Raw genomic sequence first — 14352 nt, forward strand, 5'->3', positions numbered from 1 at the left:
GAGGCGATGATAACCAAACCATTCGTTGGCGTATTGTTGTGGCTGTGTGCGGGCGCAGCATCGGCGGCCGACTGCGTGACGCTCGAACACGGCTGGGCGCGGCTACCGCCTACGCCGGCCATGACCATGACCGCCGGTTATGGGGTGATCCACAACGGCTGTGCGACGCAGGTGGTGATCACCGGTGCTGGCAGCGCGATGTTTGCCGATGTGTCGCTGCACGAAACCACCCTGGTCGATGGCGTCAGCCGCATGCGCGCGATCGAGCGCCTGCCGTTGGCCCCCGGTGCGCGCGCCGAACTCAAGCCCGGTGGCCTGCACCTGATGTTGATGCAGGGCAAGGGCGCGCTGAAGGAAGGGCAGGCCGTGCCGCTGCAGCTGCAGCTGGAAGACGGGCGCGAAGCCAGCGCCACGCTGACCGTGCGCAAGACCGGCGGGTAAGCGCGCAGCAGGCGGTATCCCGTGGCATGCGACACGATCGAGGCAGGTGGTAGCGCCGGGCCATGCCCGGCGAACGACCGGCCTACGACCAATCAAAGGTGAACAACACCGTGCGGCTTTCCGGCTCGTAGAACATCACGATCGCATCGGCGCCGGCGGCGCACCAGTGGCTCGCCGGCACGCTGGCCACGTGGAAGAACGCATGGCCGTCGCGGCTCAGGCGCAGGCCATCGTCGGCCAGGTGGCTGCTGTCATTGCGGAAACGCAGACTGCCGCGTTGCCGGTAGCCTGCCAGATCCTGCAGCTGGAACGCCGCCGGCAGCGGCGCGTAGTCAGACCAGTTGCCGAACCAGATCGGGCCACCCAGCTGCTGCAGCCAGGCCTGTTCGTCCAACTCGCCGTTGCCGTAGCGCGAGCAGCTGGCCAGGCGCCCATGCTGCAGGAAATACGCATGCGCCTTGGCATGGCTCTCACGCATTTCAACGCCATGCGCGCGGGCTTCTTCCGTCTCTACCGCCTCGCCCAGAAAATAGCCCGGCGCGCCGAGGAAGCGCATGCGGTTGTCCGCGGTCAGTTCGAAGGCGATCCAGTTGATGCCAGTGAACGGGTTGTGGTGCGCGACGGTGTCGTCGCCGATGCAGCCCTCATACGGCTCGATCGGGCACAGCAGGGTGGCGGCCTGGCCGGCCAGCTCCGGGCGCAGCACGCCCAGGTCGATCTGCAGCAGCGGCAGCAGGTGTTCGGCCAGCCAAGGTTGCTCGCTGGCAAAGACGTCGGTGGGGAACGGCACCATGCCGGGCAGCAGGTCGCGCAGGTCGGTGTGGTGGATCATGTCAGGCCTCGGAACAGCGGGTAGAGTCGAGCAAGCTCGACGCTACGAAAGGCGGCGCCGGGTCATGCCTGACGCGCGCTGCGCGGTCGGCTTACGACCAGTCGTACGAGAACAACACGGTGCGGCTCACCGGCTCGTACATCATTACGATGGCATCGGCGCCGGTGGCACACCAGTTGTAGCCGGCCACCTCGGCCACGGCGAAGAATTTGTGGCCATCGCGGGTGATGATCACCGTTTCGGCATCTTCCGGCGCATCCGGGTCATCAGCCGCGTCGGTGAACTCCAGCGCGAAGCCGGCCGGGATTTCCGCCGTCTCGGTCCAGTTACCGAAACCGATCGGACCACCCAGCGAATCGAGGTAATCGCGCTCGCTGGCTTCGCCCTTGCCAAAGCGCGAATAGCAGGCGAGGCGGCCGTTGGCGGCATGGTAGTCGCGGGCCTTGGCGTAGCTCTCGCGCATCTGCGCGATGTGTTGCTGCGCGTGCGTATCCTGCACCTGGTCACCGATGAAATAGCCTTCGTTGCCGAGGAAACGCATCTGGTTGTCGGCGGTCAGTTCGAAGGCGATCCAGTTGGTGCCGGTGAACGCGTTGTGGTGTTCTTCGGTGCTCTCGCCGATACAGCCGTCATACGGCTCGATCGGGCACAGCATCGTGGCCACCTGGCCGGCCAGTTCCGGGCGCAGCACGCCCATGTCGATCTGCAGCAACGGCAGCAGGTGCTGGCCGAGCCAGGCCTGGTCGGCGGGGAATACGTCGGCGGGGAAGGGGACCATGCCGGGCAGCAGGTCGCGCAGTTCGGTGTGGTGGATCATGTCAGTCCCTTGAGTGTGAAAAAACGGGTGCGGCGGGGCGCATGGCGTCGAGCAAGCTTGACTCTACGAAGCGCGGCTTCCGGGCGTGCCGGACAATGTGCAGCACCCGGTAGCGCCGGGCCATGCCCGGCGGACGGAATGCCGACCAAGGTCGGCATCTACCGGAAGCGGATCAGCTCGATGCGCTGCGGATCGCGTCTGGCAGCGGGGCGCTCTTGCCGGTCTGGGTGTCCATCCACACCACCACCACGTTGCCGTCCGAATACAGCTTCGATTCGTCCTGCTGGTCCACGATGCGGTGGCCGATGGTCACGCTGCTGTTGCCCAGGCGCTCCACGAACAGTTCCACCAGAATGTCGTTGGGCCACACGATCGGCAGGCGGTAGTTCACGTTGGTGGCAGCCACCACCGGTGCGATGCGGTCGGTCATCGACACGCCGTCCACGCCCAGCATCCAGCGCACGCGCGCTTCTTCCAGGTAGGAAATGTACTTGGCGTTGTTCACATGGCCCATGCTGTCCATGTCACGCCAGCGCACGCTGATCGGAATACGGGCCAGGATCTTGTGTTCGCTGCTCATCAGGCGTCCTTCTTCTTCTTGCTGGCAGTGGCGGTCTTGCTGGCCTTGCCGCTGCTCTTGGCGGCGGCGGCCTTCTTCGCCGGCGGTTCGGGCTTCACCTTGCGCGGCGGGCGCGCGTCGGGCTTGTTGGCCACGGCGGCCGGTTGCTGCGGCCGTGCGCGGGTGGACGGCAGCATGCGTTCCAGGAAGTGGCCGGTGTAGGACTGCGGGCAGGCCGCCACGTCTTCGGGCGTGCCGGTCACCAGGATGGTGCCGCCACGGTGGCCGCCTTCCGGACCCAGATCGACGATCCAGTCGGCGGTCTTGATCACGTCCAGGTTGTGTTCGATCACCACCACCGTGTTGCCCTCGTCGCGCAGCTTGTGCAGCACGCCCAGCAGCGCTTCGATATCGTGGAAGTGCAGGCCGGTGGTCGGCTCGTCCAGGATGTACAGGGTGCGCCCGGTATCGCGGCGCGACAGTTCCTTGGACAGCTTCACGCGCTGCGCTTCACCGCCGGACAGCGTGGTCGCGCTCTGGCCCAGCTTGATGTAGCTCAGGCCCACGTCCACCAGCGTTTCCAGCTTGCGCGCGATCGACGGCACCGGCTCGAACAGCTTCAAGGCATCCTCGACGGTCATTTCCAGCACGTCGTTGATGTTGTAGCCCTTGTAGACGATCTCCAGCGTTTCGCGGTTGTAGCGCTTGCCATGGCAGACATCGCAGGGCACGTACACGTCCGGCAGGAAGTGCATTTCCACCTTGATCAGGCCATCGCCCTGGCAGGCCTCGCAGCGGCCGCCGCGCACGTTGAAGCTGAAACGGCCCGGCGAATAGCCACGCGCACGTGCTTCGGGCACCTGGGCGAACAGTTCGCGCAGGGGGGTGAACAGGCCGGTGTAGGTGGCCGGGTTCGAACGCGGCGTGCGGCCGATCGGCGACTGGTCGATGTCCACCACCTTGTCGAACAGGTCCAGGCCTTCGATTTCCTTGTACGGCGCCACGGCATGCGAGGCGCCGTTGATCTCGTTGGCGGCCAGCGAGAACAGGGTGTCGTTGATCAGGGTCGACTTGCCCGAGCCGGACACGCCGGTCACGCAGGTCAGCAGGCCGGCCGGAATGGACAGGTCCACGCCCTTCAGATTGTTTCCGCTGGCGCCGCGCAGGTGCAGGGTGGTCTTCGGGTTGGGCGCGTGGCGGCGTGTCGGAATCTCGATCGCGCGCTTGCCCGACAGGTATTGGCCGGTCAACGAACGCGGTGCGTCCAGGATGTCCTGCAGGGTGCCCTGGCCGACGATCTCGCCACCATGCACGCCCGCGCCCGGGCCGATATCCAGCACGTAGTCCGCCAGGCGGATGGCATCTTCATCGTGCTCGACCACGATCACCGTGTTGCCCAGGTCGCGCAGGCGGGTGAGGGTGCCCAGCAGGCGCTCGTTGTCGCGCTGGTGCAGGCCGATGGACGGTTCATCCAGCACGTACATCACGCCCACCAGCCCGGCGCCGATCTGGCTGGCCAGGCGGATGCGCTGTGCTTCGCCGCCGGACAGGGTGTCGGCCTTGCGTTCCAGGGTCAGGTAATCCAGGCCCACGTCGACCAGGAAGCCCAGGCGCTCGCCGATCTCCTTGACGATCTTTGCCGCGATCTCGCCGCGCCAGCCCGGCAGGCTCAGTTCGCTGAAGAACTTCAGCGCCTCGTCGATCGGCAGCACCACCAGTTCCGGCAGCGGACGGTCGGCCACGAACACGTTGCGCGCAGCCTTGTTCAGGCGCGCACCGTTGCATTCGGGGCAGGCGTGTTCGCTGATGTACTTGCCCAGCTCTTCCTGCACCGCCGCCGATTCGGTTTCCTTGTAGCGGCGTTCCAGGTTGGGAATGATGCCCTCGAAGCGGTGCTTGCGCTGGGTGCGGCCACCGGCTTCGGTGAAGTAGGTGAAGGTGATGGCCTCATCGCCGCTGCCGAACAGCACGGCCTGCTGCACCTTGGCCGGCAGTGAGTTCCAGGCCGCATCCACGTCGAACTTGTAGTGCTTGGCCAGTGAGGCGATCAGCTGGAAGTAGTATGCATTGCGGCGGTCCCAGCCGCGCACAGCGCCCGCGGCCAGCGACAGTTCCGGATGCACCACCACGCGCGCCGGGTCGAAGAATTCGGCCATGCCCAGGCCGTCGCAGCCGGGGCAGGCGCCCATCGGTGCGTTGAACGAGAACAGGCGCGGTTCCAGCTCGGGCAGCGAGTAGTCGCAGACCGGGCAGGAATACTTGGACGAGAACAGGGTCGGGGTGGCGTCGGCGGCGTCCAGCGACTGCACCGAGGCCATGCCGTCGCCCAGCTTCAGCGCGGTTTCGAAGCTTTCGGCCAGGCGCTGCTTGATGTCCTCGCGCGGGCGGAAACGGTCGATCACTGCTTCGATGGTGTGCTTCTGGCGCAGCGCCAATGGCGGCACCGCGTCGATTTCATACAGCTCGCCGTCCACCCGCACGCGCACGAAGCCCTGCGCGCGCAGCTGGTCGAACACCTGCGCATGCTCGCCCTTGCGGTCGCGGATGACCGGGGCCAGCAGCATGTAGCGCTGTTCCGGGTCCAGGGTCAGCACCTGGTCCACCATCTGGCTGACGGTCTGCGCTTCCAGCGGATAGCCGTGGTCGGGGCAGCGCGGGGTGCCCACCCGCGCGTACAGCAGGCGCAGGTAGTCGTAGATTTCGGTGATCGTGCCGACCGTCGAACGCGGGTTGTGCGAGGTCGACTTCTGTTCGATGGAAATGGCCGGGGACAGACCTTCGATGTGGTCCAGGTCCGGCTTTTCCATCACGCTCAGGAACTGTCGGGCATAGGCCGACAGCGATTCCACGTAGCGGCGCTGGCCTTCGGCATAGATCGTATCGAACGCCAGCGAGGACTTGCCCGAACCGGACAGGCCGGTGATCACGATCAGCTTGTCGCGGGGCAGGTCGAGGTCGAGGTTCTTCAGGTTGTGCGTCCGCGCACCGCGGATGCGGATGAAATCCATCGCCATGGGGGATCCGGTTGTGGGGGCAGGTCGAATGCGGCGGCAATCAATCAGCCTACCGAGGTGACCAGATGGGGGCAATGGCCGACAATGCCAGCCCGGTGTCTCACCATGTGAGACAAGGCTTTATGAAGGGGTCAGATCCCTTTTCACGGCGTGAAAAGGGATCTGACCCCGTTCCGACCCGGCCCCGCAGGCCCCGGCAGGGGTTGACTTGACCGGCGCCCATTGATCTGCGTACAATCCCGCTCCTGTCCGCCCTCGATGGCGGCAGTCCATAGACCACAATAACTACAGAGGAAGTCTGGTCATGTACGCAGTACTGGTCACCGGCGGTAAGCAATACCGCGTGGCGCAGGGCGAAAAGCTCCGCGTCGAAAAGCTCGAAGTCGAAGTCGGCAGCGAGATCAAGTTTGACAACATCCTGCTGCTGGGCGACAGCGACGGTATCAAGATCGGCGACGCCCTGAGCGGCGCTTCGGTCACCGCCAAGGTCGTGTCCCAGGGTCGTGCTGACAAGGTCCGGATCATCAAGTTCCGTCGCCGCAAGCACCACATGAAGCGCCAGGGTCACCGTCAGTACTACACCGAAATCGAGATCACCGGCATCGCCGGCTAAGCATCAGGAGAAGCAGTCATGGCACATAAAAAGGGCGTAGGCTCCTCGCGCAACGGTCGCGACTCCAACCCGAAGTACCTCGGCGTCAAGATCTTTGGCGGCCAGGCCATCGAAGCCGGCAACATCATCGTGCGTCAGCGCGGCACCCAGTTCCACCCGGGTACCGGTGTTGGCCTGGGCCGTGACCACACCCTGTTCGCCCTGACGGACGGCAAGGTGGAGTTCTCGGTGAAGGGCCCGAAGAAGCGCCGCACCGTCAGCGTCGTCTCGGTCGAAGCCTGATCAGGCTGTATCCGCCGGCCGTGCCCTGGCACTGCCGCGCCGGATGAAGAGCACGCTGCATGAAGAGCCCCGCTTCGGCGGGGCTTTTCGTTGGAATCAGTGGTAAAACGGGCACGGCCCGATTGCCGGGTGGCACCTGGCACGACATTCAAGGCGGCGGCACGCAGGCCGCGCCCATCGCAGGCATCGAAACAATGAAACTGGTAGACGAAGCAGAAATCGAAGTGTTCGCCGGCAACGGCGGCAACGGCTGCATTGGCTTCCGTCGCGAGAAGTTCATTCCGCTCGGCGGCCCGGACGGCGGCGACGGCGGTGCCGGCGGCAGCGTGTACATCCGCGCCGACGAAAACCTGAACACCCTGGTCGACTTCCGCCATGACCGCATCTTCAAGGCGCAGCGCGGCGAGAACGGCATGGGCCGCCAGGCCTACGGCAAGGGCGGCGAAGACCTGACCATCACCGTGCCGGTCGGCACCGTGATCATCAACGTGGCCACCGATGAAATCATCGGCGACCTGACCCAGCACGGCGACCGCCTGCTGGTGGCCAAGGGTGGCCGCGGCGGCCTGGGCAACATGCACTTCAAGAGCTCGACCAACCGCTCGCCGCGCCAGGCGCTGCCGGGCGAGCCGGGCGAAGAGCGCACCCTGAAGCTGGAGCTGAAGCTGCTGGCTGACGTTGGCCTGCTGGGCTTCCCCAACGCCGGCAAGAGCACCCTGATCCGCGCCGTTTCGGCGGCGACGCCGAAGGTGGCCGATTACCCGTTCACCACGCTGTACCCGAACCTGGGTGTGGTGAAGGTGGAAAACTACCGCAGCTTCGTGATCGCCGACATTCCCGGCCTGATCGAAGGCGCGGCCGACGGTGCCGGCCTGGGCGCGCAGTTCCTGCGCCACCTGCAGCGCACCCGCCTGCTGCTGCACCTGGTGGATATTTCCCCGATGGAAGGCGGCGTGGAAGGCATTTCCCCGGTCGAGCAGGTGCGTGCCATCGAGCGCGAACTGGAAAAGCACGACCCGGAACTGCTGCAGAAGCCGCGCTGGCTGGTGCTGAACAAGGCCGACCTGATGTTCGAAGACGAGGCGAAGGCCGCGGCCGAGCAGATCGTGGCCGAGCTGGGCTGGAAGGAGCCGTGGTTCCTGGTGTCTGCGCTGGGCCGCGAAGGCACCTTCCCGATCATGAGCCGCATCATGGCGTTCTTCGATCGGCAGAAGGAAGACGAGCTGGAAGCCGCCCGCAACGCGTAACAGCGCTGTGGTGGTTCCGCGCGAAAAACCCGGCTACGGCCGGGTTTTTTGTTGGCTGCTGGACCCCGGGGTGTCATCCCGGAATGACGGGCAACAAAAAACCCGGCCGGGGCCGGGCTTTTGTCTGCTGCCCCACCCCGAAGGGCAGGGCGGCAACGCCGGATCAGGCGGCCTTGAGGGCCTTGATGCGGTCGTTCAGGCGGCTCTTATGACGAGCAGCCTTGTTCTTGTGGATCAGGCCACGCGCGCTGAAGCGATCCAGGATCGGCTGGGCAACGGCGAAGGCGGCTTCGGCGCCGGCGGCATCGTTGGCGTCCAGCGCCTTGATCACTTTCTTGACAGCGGTGCGCAGCATCGAGCGCTGAGCCACGTTGCGCGCGTTGCGCACGACGGTCTGCTTGGCGCGCTTCTTGGCGGACTTGATATTGGCCACGGTGGTGGTTTCCTGAAAAAATCGGTGTTATGGGAACAGCAAGCTAGCTAGTATGATGGCGTAAGAAATGCACGTCAAGTCGATTGTCAAGAGGGACGCTGAGTGAGTTCACCCAAGTTGTTGCGGGGCCTGCTGTCGTTCAGCAGCATGACCATGGTCTCGCGCGTTCTCGGACTTGTCCGGGACTTCGTGGTGACCACCACGTTCGGCACCAACGCCATCACTGATGCTTTCTGGGTCGCCTTCAGGATACCCAATTTCCTGCGCCGGCTGTTCGCCGAGGGTTCCTTCGCCACCGCTTTCGTGCCGGTGTTCACGGAAGTGAAGGAAACCCGCAGCCACGCCGAGCTGCGCGAATTGATGGCGCGCACCGCCGGCACCCTGGGTGGGGTGCTGATGCTGGTCACCGCGCTGGCGCTGATCTTCGCGCCGCAGCTGGCCTCGGTCTTCTCCAGTGGCGTGGATACCGACCCGGTCAAGCAGGGCCTGCTGGTCGACCTGTTCCGCCTGACCTTCCCCTTCCTGCTGTTCGTCTCGCTCACCGCCCTGGCCGGTGGCGCGCTGAACAGCTTCCAGCGCTTCGCCATGCCGGCGCTGACCCCGGTCATCCTCAACCTGTGCATGATCGCCGGCGCGCTGTGGCTGGCGCCGCGGCTGGGCGGCACCCCGGAAAAGCAGATCCTGGCGCTGGGCTGGGCGGTGCTGGCCGCCGGCATCCTGCAGCTGCTGTTCCAGCTGCCGTCGCTGAAGGGCATCAACCTGCTGACCCTGCCGCGCTGGGGCTGGAATCACCCGGGCGTGCGCAAGGTGATGACACTGATGGTGCCGACCCTGTTCGGTTCGTCGGTGGCGCAGATCAACCTGCTGCTGGACACGGTCATCGCGGCCAAGCTGACCGATGGCTCGCAGTCTTGGCTGTCGCTGGCCGACCGCTTCCTGGAACTGCCGCTGGGCGTGTTCGGCGTGGCGCTGGGCACGGTCATCCTGCCGGCGCTGGCCCGCCACCACGTCAGCACCGACCGCGAAGGCTTCTCGCGCTCGCTGGACTGGGGCCTGCGCATGACCCTGCTGATCTCGGTGCCGGCCATGCTGGGCCTGCTGTTCCTGGCCGAGCCGCTGATCGCCACCATCTTCCAGCATGGCCAGTTCAGCGCCTTCGACACCCGCATGACCGCGCTGTCGGTGTACGGCCTGAGCTTCGGCCTGCCGGCGTTCGCCCTGCTGAAGGTGGTGCTGCCGGCGTTCTACGCCCGCCAGGACACCCGGACCCCGGTGCGCGCCGGCGTGGCCGCGCTGGTGGCCAACATGGTGTTCAACTTCGCCCTGCTGGCCGTGCTGTACCAGCTGATGGTGCCCGACGAGCTGAAGGCGCAGGGCGTGATGACCGCCATTGGCAAGCAGCCGGGCCTGCACCTGGCGCTGGGCATTGCCAGCGCGCTGTCCAGCTACCTGAACCTGGGCCTGCTCTGGTACTGGCTGGGCAAGACCGATGTCTACCAGCGCCGGCCGGGTTGGGGCGGCTACCTGACTCGCCTGCTGCTGGCCTGCGTGGCGATGGTGGCCGTGCTGCTGGCCCTGCTGCACTGGCTGCCGGCCTTCGGCAACATGGGCGTGTGGCAGCGGATCGGCGCGCTGGGCCTGCTGGTCGGCGGCGGTGGCGCTACCTACGCGGTGGCCATGGTGGCCATGGGCTTCCGCCCGCGCGACCTGCGCGGCCATTGATCGCCGCCCATGGCGGCTATACTTCAGGGTTACACCATTGAAGCGACGGCCCCGGGTGGGCCGGAACGAGAGTTGATGAGCAGGCTGTTCAGAAGCGTCGAGGGCGGGGAGCTGTTCCCCAACGGAAGCGTGGTCTGTATCGGCGCATTCGACGGCCTCCATCTGGGCCATCGTGCGCTGGTCCGCCACGCGGTCGCCCGCGCGCGCGCCGTGGGCGTACCCGCTGTGGCCGTGGCCTTCGAGCCGCTGCCGCGTGAATTCTTCGCACAGGGCACGCCGCCGCCGCGGCTGACCCTGGCCCGCAGCAAGGTCGAGATGCTGCAGGACCTGGGCGTGGATGCCGTGGGCCTGCTGCGCTTCGACGCGGCCATGGCCGCCATGCCGGCCGAAACCTTCGTGCGCCAGCTGCTGGCCCATCGGCTGGGCGCGCGCGAAGTGTGGATCGGCCCGGAGTTCTGTTTCGGCAACCGCCGTCGCGGCGATCTGGCCCTGCTGCAGACCATGGGCCGCGAGCTGGGCTTCAGCGCTGGCGAGATCGAAGCGGTGGACCTGCACGGCGAACGCATTTCCAGCACGCGCATCCGCCAGTTGCTGCAGGCCGGCGATTTCACCCGTGCCGGTGATCTGCTGGGCCGCCCGTATTCGATCAGCGGGCGGGTGGTGCGTGGGCGCCAGCTCGGCCGCACCTTGGGCTTCCCCACCGCCAACCTGCGCTTCCCCAAGACCCCGGCGCTGTCGGGCATCTATGCCACCTGGGTGCACGGGGTGTTCGACCAGCCGTGGCCGTCGGTGTCCAGCTTCGGCACCCGGCCCACCGTGGAAGGCGTGGAGCCGCTGCTGGAAGCCCACCTGTTCGATTTCCAGGGCGACCTGTACGGTCGTCACATCGACGTGGAATTCGTCGCCAAGCTGCGCGACGAAGAGAAATTCAATGATCTGGCGGCGCTGACCGACCAGATGCACCGCGACGCCGAACAGGCGCGCGCCCTTCTTTCCGAACATAGATTGCGAGCCACTGCGTGAGCCAGGACTACAAGACCACCCTGAACCTGCCAGCCACCGATTTCCCGATGCGCGGCGACCTGCCCAAGCGCGAGCCGGGCATTCTGGCGCGGTGGGAAGAGCAGGGGCTCTACCAGCAGCTGCGCGACAATGCCGCCGGCCGCCCGCTGTTCGTGCTGCACGACGGCCCGCCGTACGCCAACGGCCGCATCCACCTGGGCCACGCGGTCAACAAGATCCTGAAGGACATCATCGTCAAGTCGCGCTACCTGGCCGGCTTCGATGCGCCCTACGTGCCGGGCTGGGATTGCCACGGCCTGCCGATCGAAATCGCGGTGGAAAAGAAGTGGGGCAAGGTCGGGGTGAAGCTCGACGCGGTCGAGTTCCGGCAGAAGTGCCGTGAATTCGCTGAAGAGCAGATCAACATCCAGCGCGCCGATTTCAAGCGCCTGGGCGTGACCGGCGACTGGGACAACCCGTACAAGACCCTCAGCTTCGATTTCGAAGCCAACGAGATCCGTGCGCTGGCCAAGGTCGTGGCCAATGGCCATCTGGTGCGTGGTGCCAAGCCGGTCTACTGGTGCTTCGACTGCGGCTCGGCGCTGGCCGAGGCGGAAATCGAATACCAGGAAAAGGAATCGCCGGCGATCGACGTGGCCTACGCCGCGCGCGATGCGCAGGCCGTGGCCCAGGCCTTCGGCGTGAGCCTGCCGGCCGACGTGGAAGTGGCGGTGCCGATCTGGACCACCACGCCGTGGACGCTGCCGGCGTCGCTGGCGGTGTCGCTGGGCGCGGAGATCCGCTACGTGCTGGCCGAAGGCCCTGCGCACAACGGCAAGCGCCGTTGGCTGGTGCTGGCCGCCGCGCTGGCCGAGCGCGCACTGCAGCGCTACGGCGTGGAAAACGTGGTGCTGCACGGTGAAACCACCGGTGCCGCGCTGGAAAACCAGCTGCTGGTGCACCCGTTCTACCCGCAGCGCGAAATCCTGGTGCTGAACGGCGAACACGTGTCCGACGAAGACGGTACCGGTGCGGTGCACACCGCCCCCGGCCACGGCCAGGAAGACTACGTGGTCAGCCAGAAGTACGGCCTGCTGGACAAGTACAACGCCGGCCAGATCACCCCGGTCGATGGCCGTGGCGTGTACCTGGAATCGACCCCGCCGGCCGGTGACGTGGTGCTGGCCGGCCAGCATCTGTGGAAGGCGCAGGACGCCATCGTCGGCGTGCTGCGCGACAACGGCGCGCTGCTGGCCTTCCACCCGATCCGCCACAGCTACCCGCACTGCTGGCGCCACAAGACGCCGGTGGTGTTCCGCGCCACCCCGCAGTGGTTCATTTCGATGGAAAAGGCCAACCTGCGCAACGATGCGCTGGCTGCCATCGATACCGTGGGCTGGTTCCCGAGCTGGGGCAAGGCGCGCATCCAGAGCATGGTCGACGGTCGCCCCGACTGGACCATCTCGCGCCAGCGCACCTGGGGCGTGCCCATCGCGCTGTTCACCCACCGCCAGACCGGCGAGATCCACCCGCGCACGGTGGAACTGATGCAGCAGGTGGCCGACCGCGTGGAAGCCGAAGGCATCGACGTGTGGTATTCGCTGGATGCCAGCGAACTGCTGGGCGCCGAAGCGGCCGACTACGAAAAGGTCACCGACATCCTCGATGTCTGGTTCGATTCGGGCGTGACCCATGAAGGCGTGCTGGCCGCGCGTGGCTTCGGCAAGCCGGCCGACCTGTACCTGGAAGGTTCCGACCAGCACCGCGGCTGGTTCCAGTCCTCGCTGCTGACCGGCGTGGCCATCGACCAGCGCGCCCCGTACAAGCAGTGCCTCACCCACGGTTTCACCGTGGACGAGCACGGCCGCAAGATGTCCAAGTCGCTGGGCAACGGCATCGAGCCGCAGGACATCATGAACAAGCTGGGCGCGGACATCCTGCGCCTGTGGATCGCCTCGGCCGACTACAGCAATGAAATGTCGCTGTCGCAGGAAATCCTCAAGCGCAACGCCGATGCCTACCGTCGCCTGCGCAACACCGCGCGCTTCCTGCTGGGCAACCTGGACGGCTTCGATCCGGCCCAGCACCTGCGCCCGCTGAACGAGATGGTGGCGCTGGACCGCTGGATCGTGCACCGCGCCTGGGAACTGCAGGAAAAGATCAAGGCCGCGTTCGACAACTACAACATGGCCGAGATCGTGCAGCTGCTGCTGAACTTCTGCAGCGTGGACCTGGGTTCGCTGTACCTGGACGTGACCAAGGACCGCCTGTACACCATGCCGGCCGATTCGCACGGTCGTCGTTCGGCGCAGAGCGCCATGTACCACATCGCCGAAGCGTTCACCCGCTGGATCGCGCCGATCCTGACCTTCACCGCCGACGAGCTGTGGGGCTACCTGCCCGGCGAGCGTGCCGGCCACGTGCTGTTCACCACCTGGTACGACGGCCTGGCGCCGCTGCCGGCCGATGCGCAGCTCAACGCCGCCGATTTCGACCAGCTGCTGGCCGTGCGCGAGCAGGTCGCCAAGGTGCTCGAGCCGATGCGCGCCAACGGTGCGATCGGTGCCGCGCTGGAAGCGGAAATCACCATCGCCGCCAGCGAAGAGCAGGCCGCGAAATGGCAGCCGCTGGCCGATGAGCTGCGTTTCCTGTTCATCAGTGGCGACGTGCAGGTGCGCCCGGCGACCACCGACGAAGTGTTCGTCAGCGCCCAGCCCACCGAAAAGGCCAAGTGCGTGCGCTGCTGGCACCACCGCGCCGACGTGGGCAGCAACGCCGACCACCCGGAACTGTGCGGCCGCTGCGTGAGCAACGTCACCGGTGCCGGTGAAGTGCGGAGCTGGTTCTGATGGCCGCCGCGCGCCCGCATCCCAATGCCCTGGTCTGGCTGCTGCTGTCGGCAGCCATCATTGGCCTGGACCAGTGGTCCAAGGCCTGGGTGCTGTCCAGCCTGCCGGAGTTCCAGCCGGTGGTGGTGATCGACGGCTTCTGGAACTGGTACCGCACCTACAACACCGGTGCGGCCTTCAGCTTCCTGAGTGATGCCGGCGGTTGGCAGAAGCACTTCTTCACCGTGCTGGCCATTGCCATCAGCGCGCTGATGGCCTGGTGGCTGCGCGGCACTGCCCGCGGCAACTGGAAGGCCGCCGTGCCGTACGCCCTGATCATCGGCGGCGCCATTGGCAACGTGATCGACCGCCAGGTGCACGGCCACGTGGTCGATTTCATCCAGTGGTACTTGGGCAGCTACACCTGGCCGGCCTTCAACATCGCCGATTCGGCCATCGTGGTCGGTGCCATCGGTATTGCCCTGTTTGGCCTGTTCGACGGCAAGTCCGCCAAAAAGGCGGATAATGCCACCCCGAAACCGTAAGCCGGCCGCTGCCGGGA

13 protein-coding genes are annotated in these 14352 nt (G+C 66.2%); 8 read left to right on the forward strand and 5 right to left on the reverse strand.

Features of this window, described 5'->3' with window-relative positions; genetic code table 11:
• The first annotated feature begins 6 nt into the window (after window positions 1-6).
• Entirely contained in the window at window positions 7-441 is a 435-nt protein-coding gene (locus C1922_RS06025; RefSeq protein WP_108748938.1) for a copper chaperone PCu(A)C, read from the forward strand.
• 82 nt (window positions 442-523) lie between these two features.
• Here C1922_RS06025 and C1922_RS06030 read toward each other — a convergent pair whose 3' ends face one another.
• From C1922_RS06030 to uvrA, 4 genes are all read right to left on the reverse strand, one after another.
• Complete coding sequence (locus C1922_RS06030; RefSeq protein WP_108748939.1) at window positions 524-1273, reverse strand: enolase; 750 nt, start codon at window positions 1271-1273, stop codon at window positions 524-526.
• A 91-nt stretch (window positions 1274-1364) separates the two neighbouring features.
• The gene (locus C1922_RS06035) at window positions 1365-2090 is read right to left on the reverse strand and encodes an enolase (protein ID WP_108748940.1); all 726 of its coding nucleotides are present in this window, start codon (window positions 2088-2090) and stop codon (window positions 1365-1367) included.
• Between the two features lie 172 nt (window positions 2091-2262).
• Complete coding sequence (locus C1922_RS06040) at window positions 2263-2670, reverse strand: thioesterase family protein (protein WP_108748941.1); 408 nt, start codon at window positions 2668-2670, stop codon at window positions 2263-2265.
• A complete protein-coding gene (gene uvrA, locus C1922_RS06045) occupies window positions 2670-5663 on the reverse strand; it encodes an excinuclease ABC subunit UvrA (protein ID WP_108748942.1) in 2994 nt (997 codons plus the stop codon). The genes C1922_RS06040 and uvrA overlap by 1 nt, the downstream gene beginning before the upstream one ends.
• A gap of 304 nt (window positions 5664-5967) precedes the next feature.
• Here uvrA and rplU point away from each other — a divergent pair, with 304 nt between their 5' ends.
• The 3 genes from rplU to cgtA all read left to right on the forward strand — a co-directional run bounded on the left by rplU (window position 5968) and on the right by cgtA (window position 7805).
• Window positions 5968-6276 carry a 50S ribosomal protein L21 gene (rplU, locus tag C1922_RS06050; RefSeq protein ID WP_108748943.1) on the forward strand — a complete coding sequence of 103 codons (309 nt, stop codon included), beginning with the start codon at window positions 5968-5970 and terminating at the stop codon, window positions 6274-6276.
• An 18-nt stretch (window positions 6277-6294) separates the two neighbouring features.
• Window positions 6295-6558, forward strand: a complete 264-nt coding sequence (gene rpmA, locus C1922_RS06055; protein ID WP_049467623.1) for a 50S ribosomal protein L27 — start codon at window positions 6295-6297, stop codon at window positions 6556-6558.
• 194 nt (window positions 6559-6752) lie between these two features.
• Window positions 6753-7805, forward strand: coding sequence for an Obg family GTPase CgtA (gene cgtA, locus C1922_RS06060; RefSeq protein ID WP_108751495.1), 1053 nt, complete (start codon window positions 6753-6755; stop codon window positions 7803-7805).
• 163 nt (window positions 7806-7968) lie between these two features.
• Here cgtA and rpsT read toward each other — a convergent pair whose 3' ends face one another.
• Window positions 7969-8238, reverse strand: a complete 270-nt coding sequence (rpsT, locus tag C1922_RS06065) for a 30S ribosomal protein S20 (protein WP_005408560.1) — start codon at window positions 8236-8238, stop codon at window positions 7969-7971.
• Window positions 8239-8355: 117 nt separating this feature from the next.
• On the opposite strand from rpsT, the gene murJ reads away from it, so the two are divergent.
• From murJ to lspA, 4 genes are all read left to right on the forward strand, one after another.
• Complete coding sequence (gene murJ, locus C1922_RS06070) at window positions 8356-9960, forward strand: murein biosynthesis integral membrane protein MurJ (RefSeq protein ID WP_108751496.1); 1605 nt, start codon at window positions 8356-8358, stop codon at window positions 9958-9960.
• A gap of 75 nt (window positions 9961-10035) precedes the next feature.
• Window positions 10036-10983: a bifunctional riboflavin kinase/FAD synthetase gene (locus C1922_RS06075; RefSeq protein ID WP_108748944.1), complete on the forward strand. Its 948-nt coding sequence runs from the start codon at window positions 10036-10038 to the stop codon at window positions 10981-10983.
• Complete coding sequence (gene ileS / locus C1922_RS06080; protein ID WP_108748945.1) at window positions 10980-13811, forward strand: isoleucine--tRNA ligase; 2832 nt, start codon at window positions 10980-10982, stop codon at window positions 13809-13811. The genes C1922_RS06075 and ileS overlap by 4 nt, the downstream gene beginning before the upstream one ends.
• Entirely contained in the window at window positions 13811-14335 is a 525-nt protein-coding gene (lspA, locus tag C1922_RS06085) for a signal peptidase II (protein ID WP_108748946.1), read from the forward strand. Before ileS ends, lspA begins: the two co-directional genes overlap by 1 nt.
• Window positions 14336-14352 lie beyond the last annotated feature (17 nt).

Source organism: Stenotrophomonas sp. ZAC14D2_NAIMI4_7 (assembly GCF_003086675.1).
Taxonomy (GTDB): domain Bacteria; phylum Pseudomonadota; class Gammaproteobacteria; order Xanthomonadales; family Xanthomonadaceae; genus Stenotrophomonas.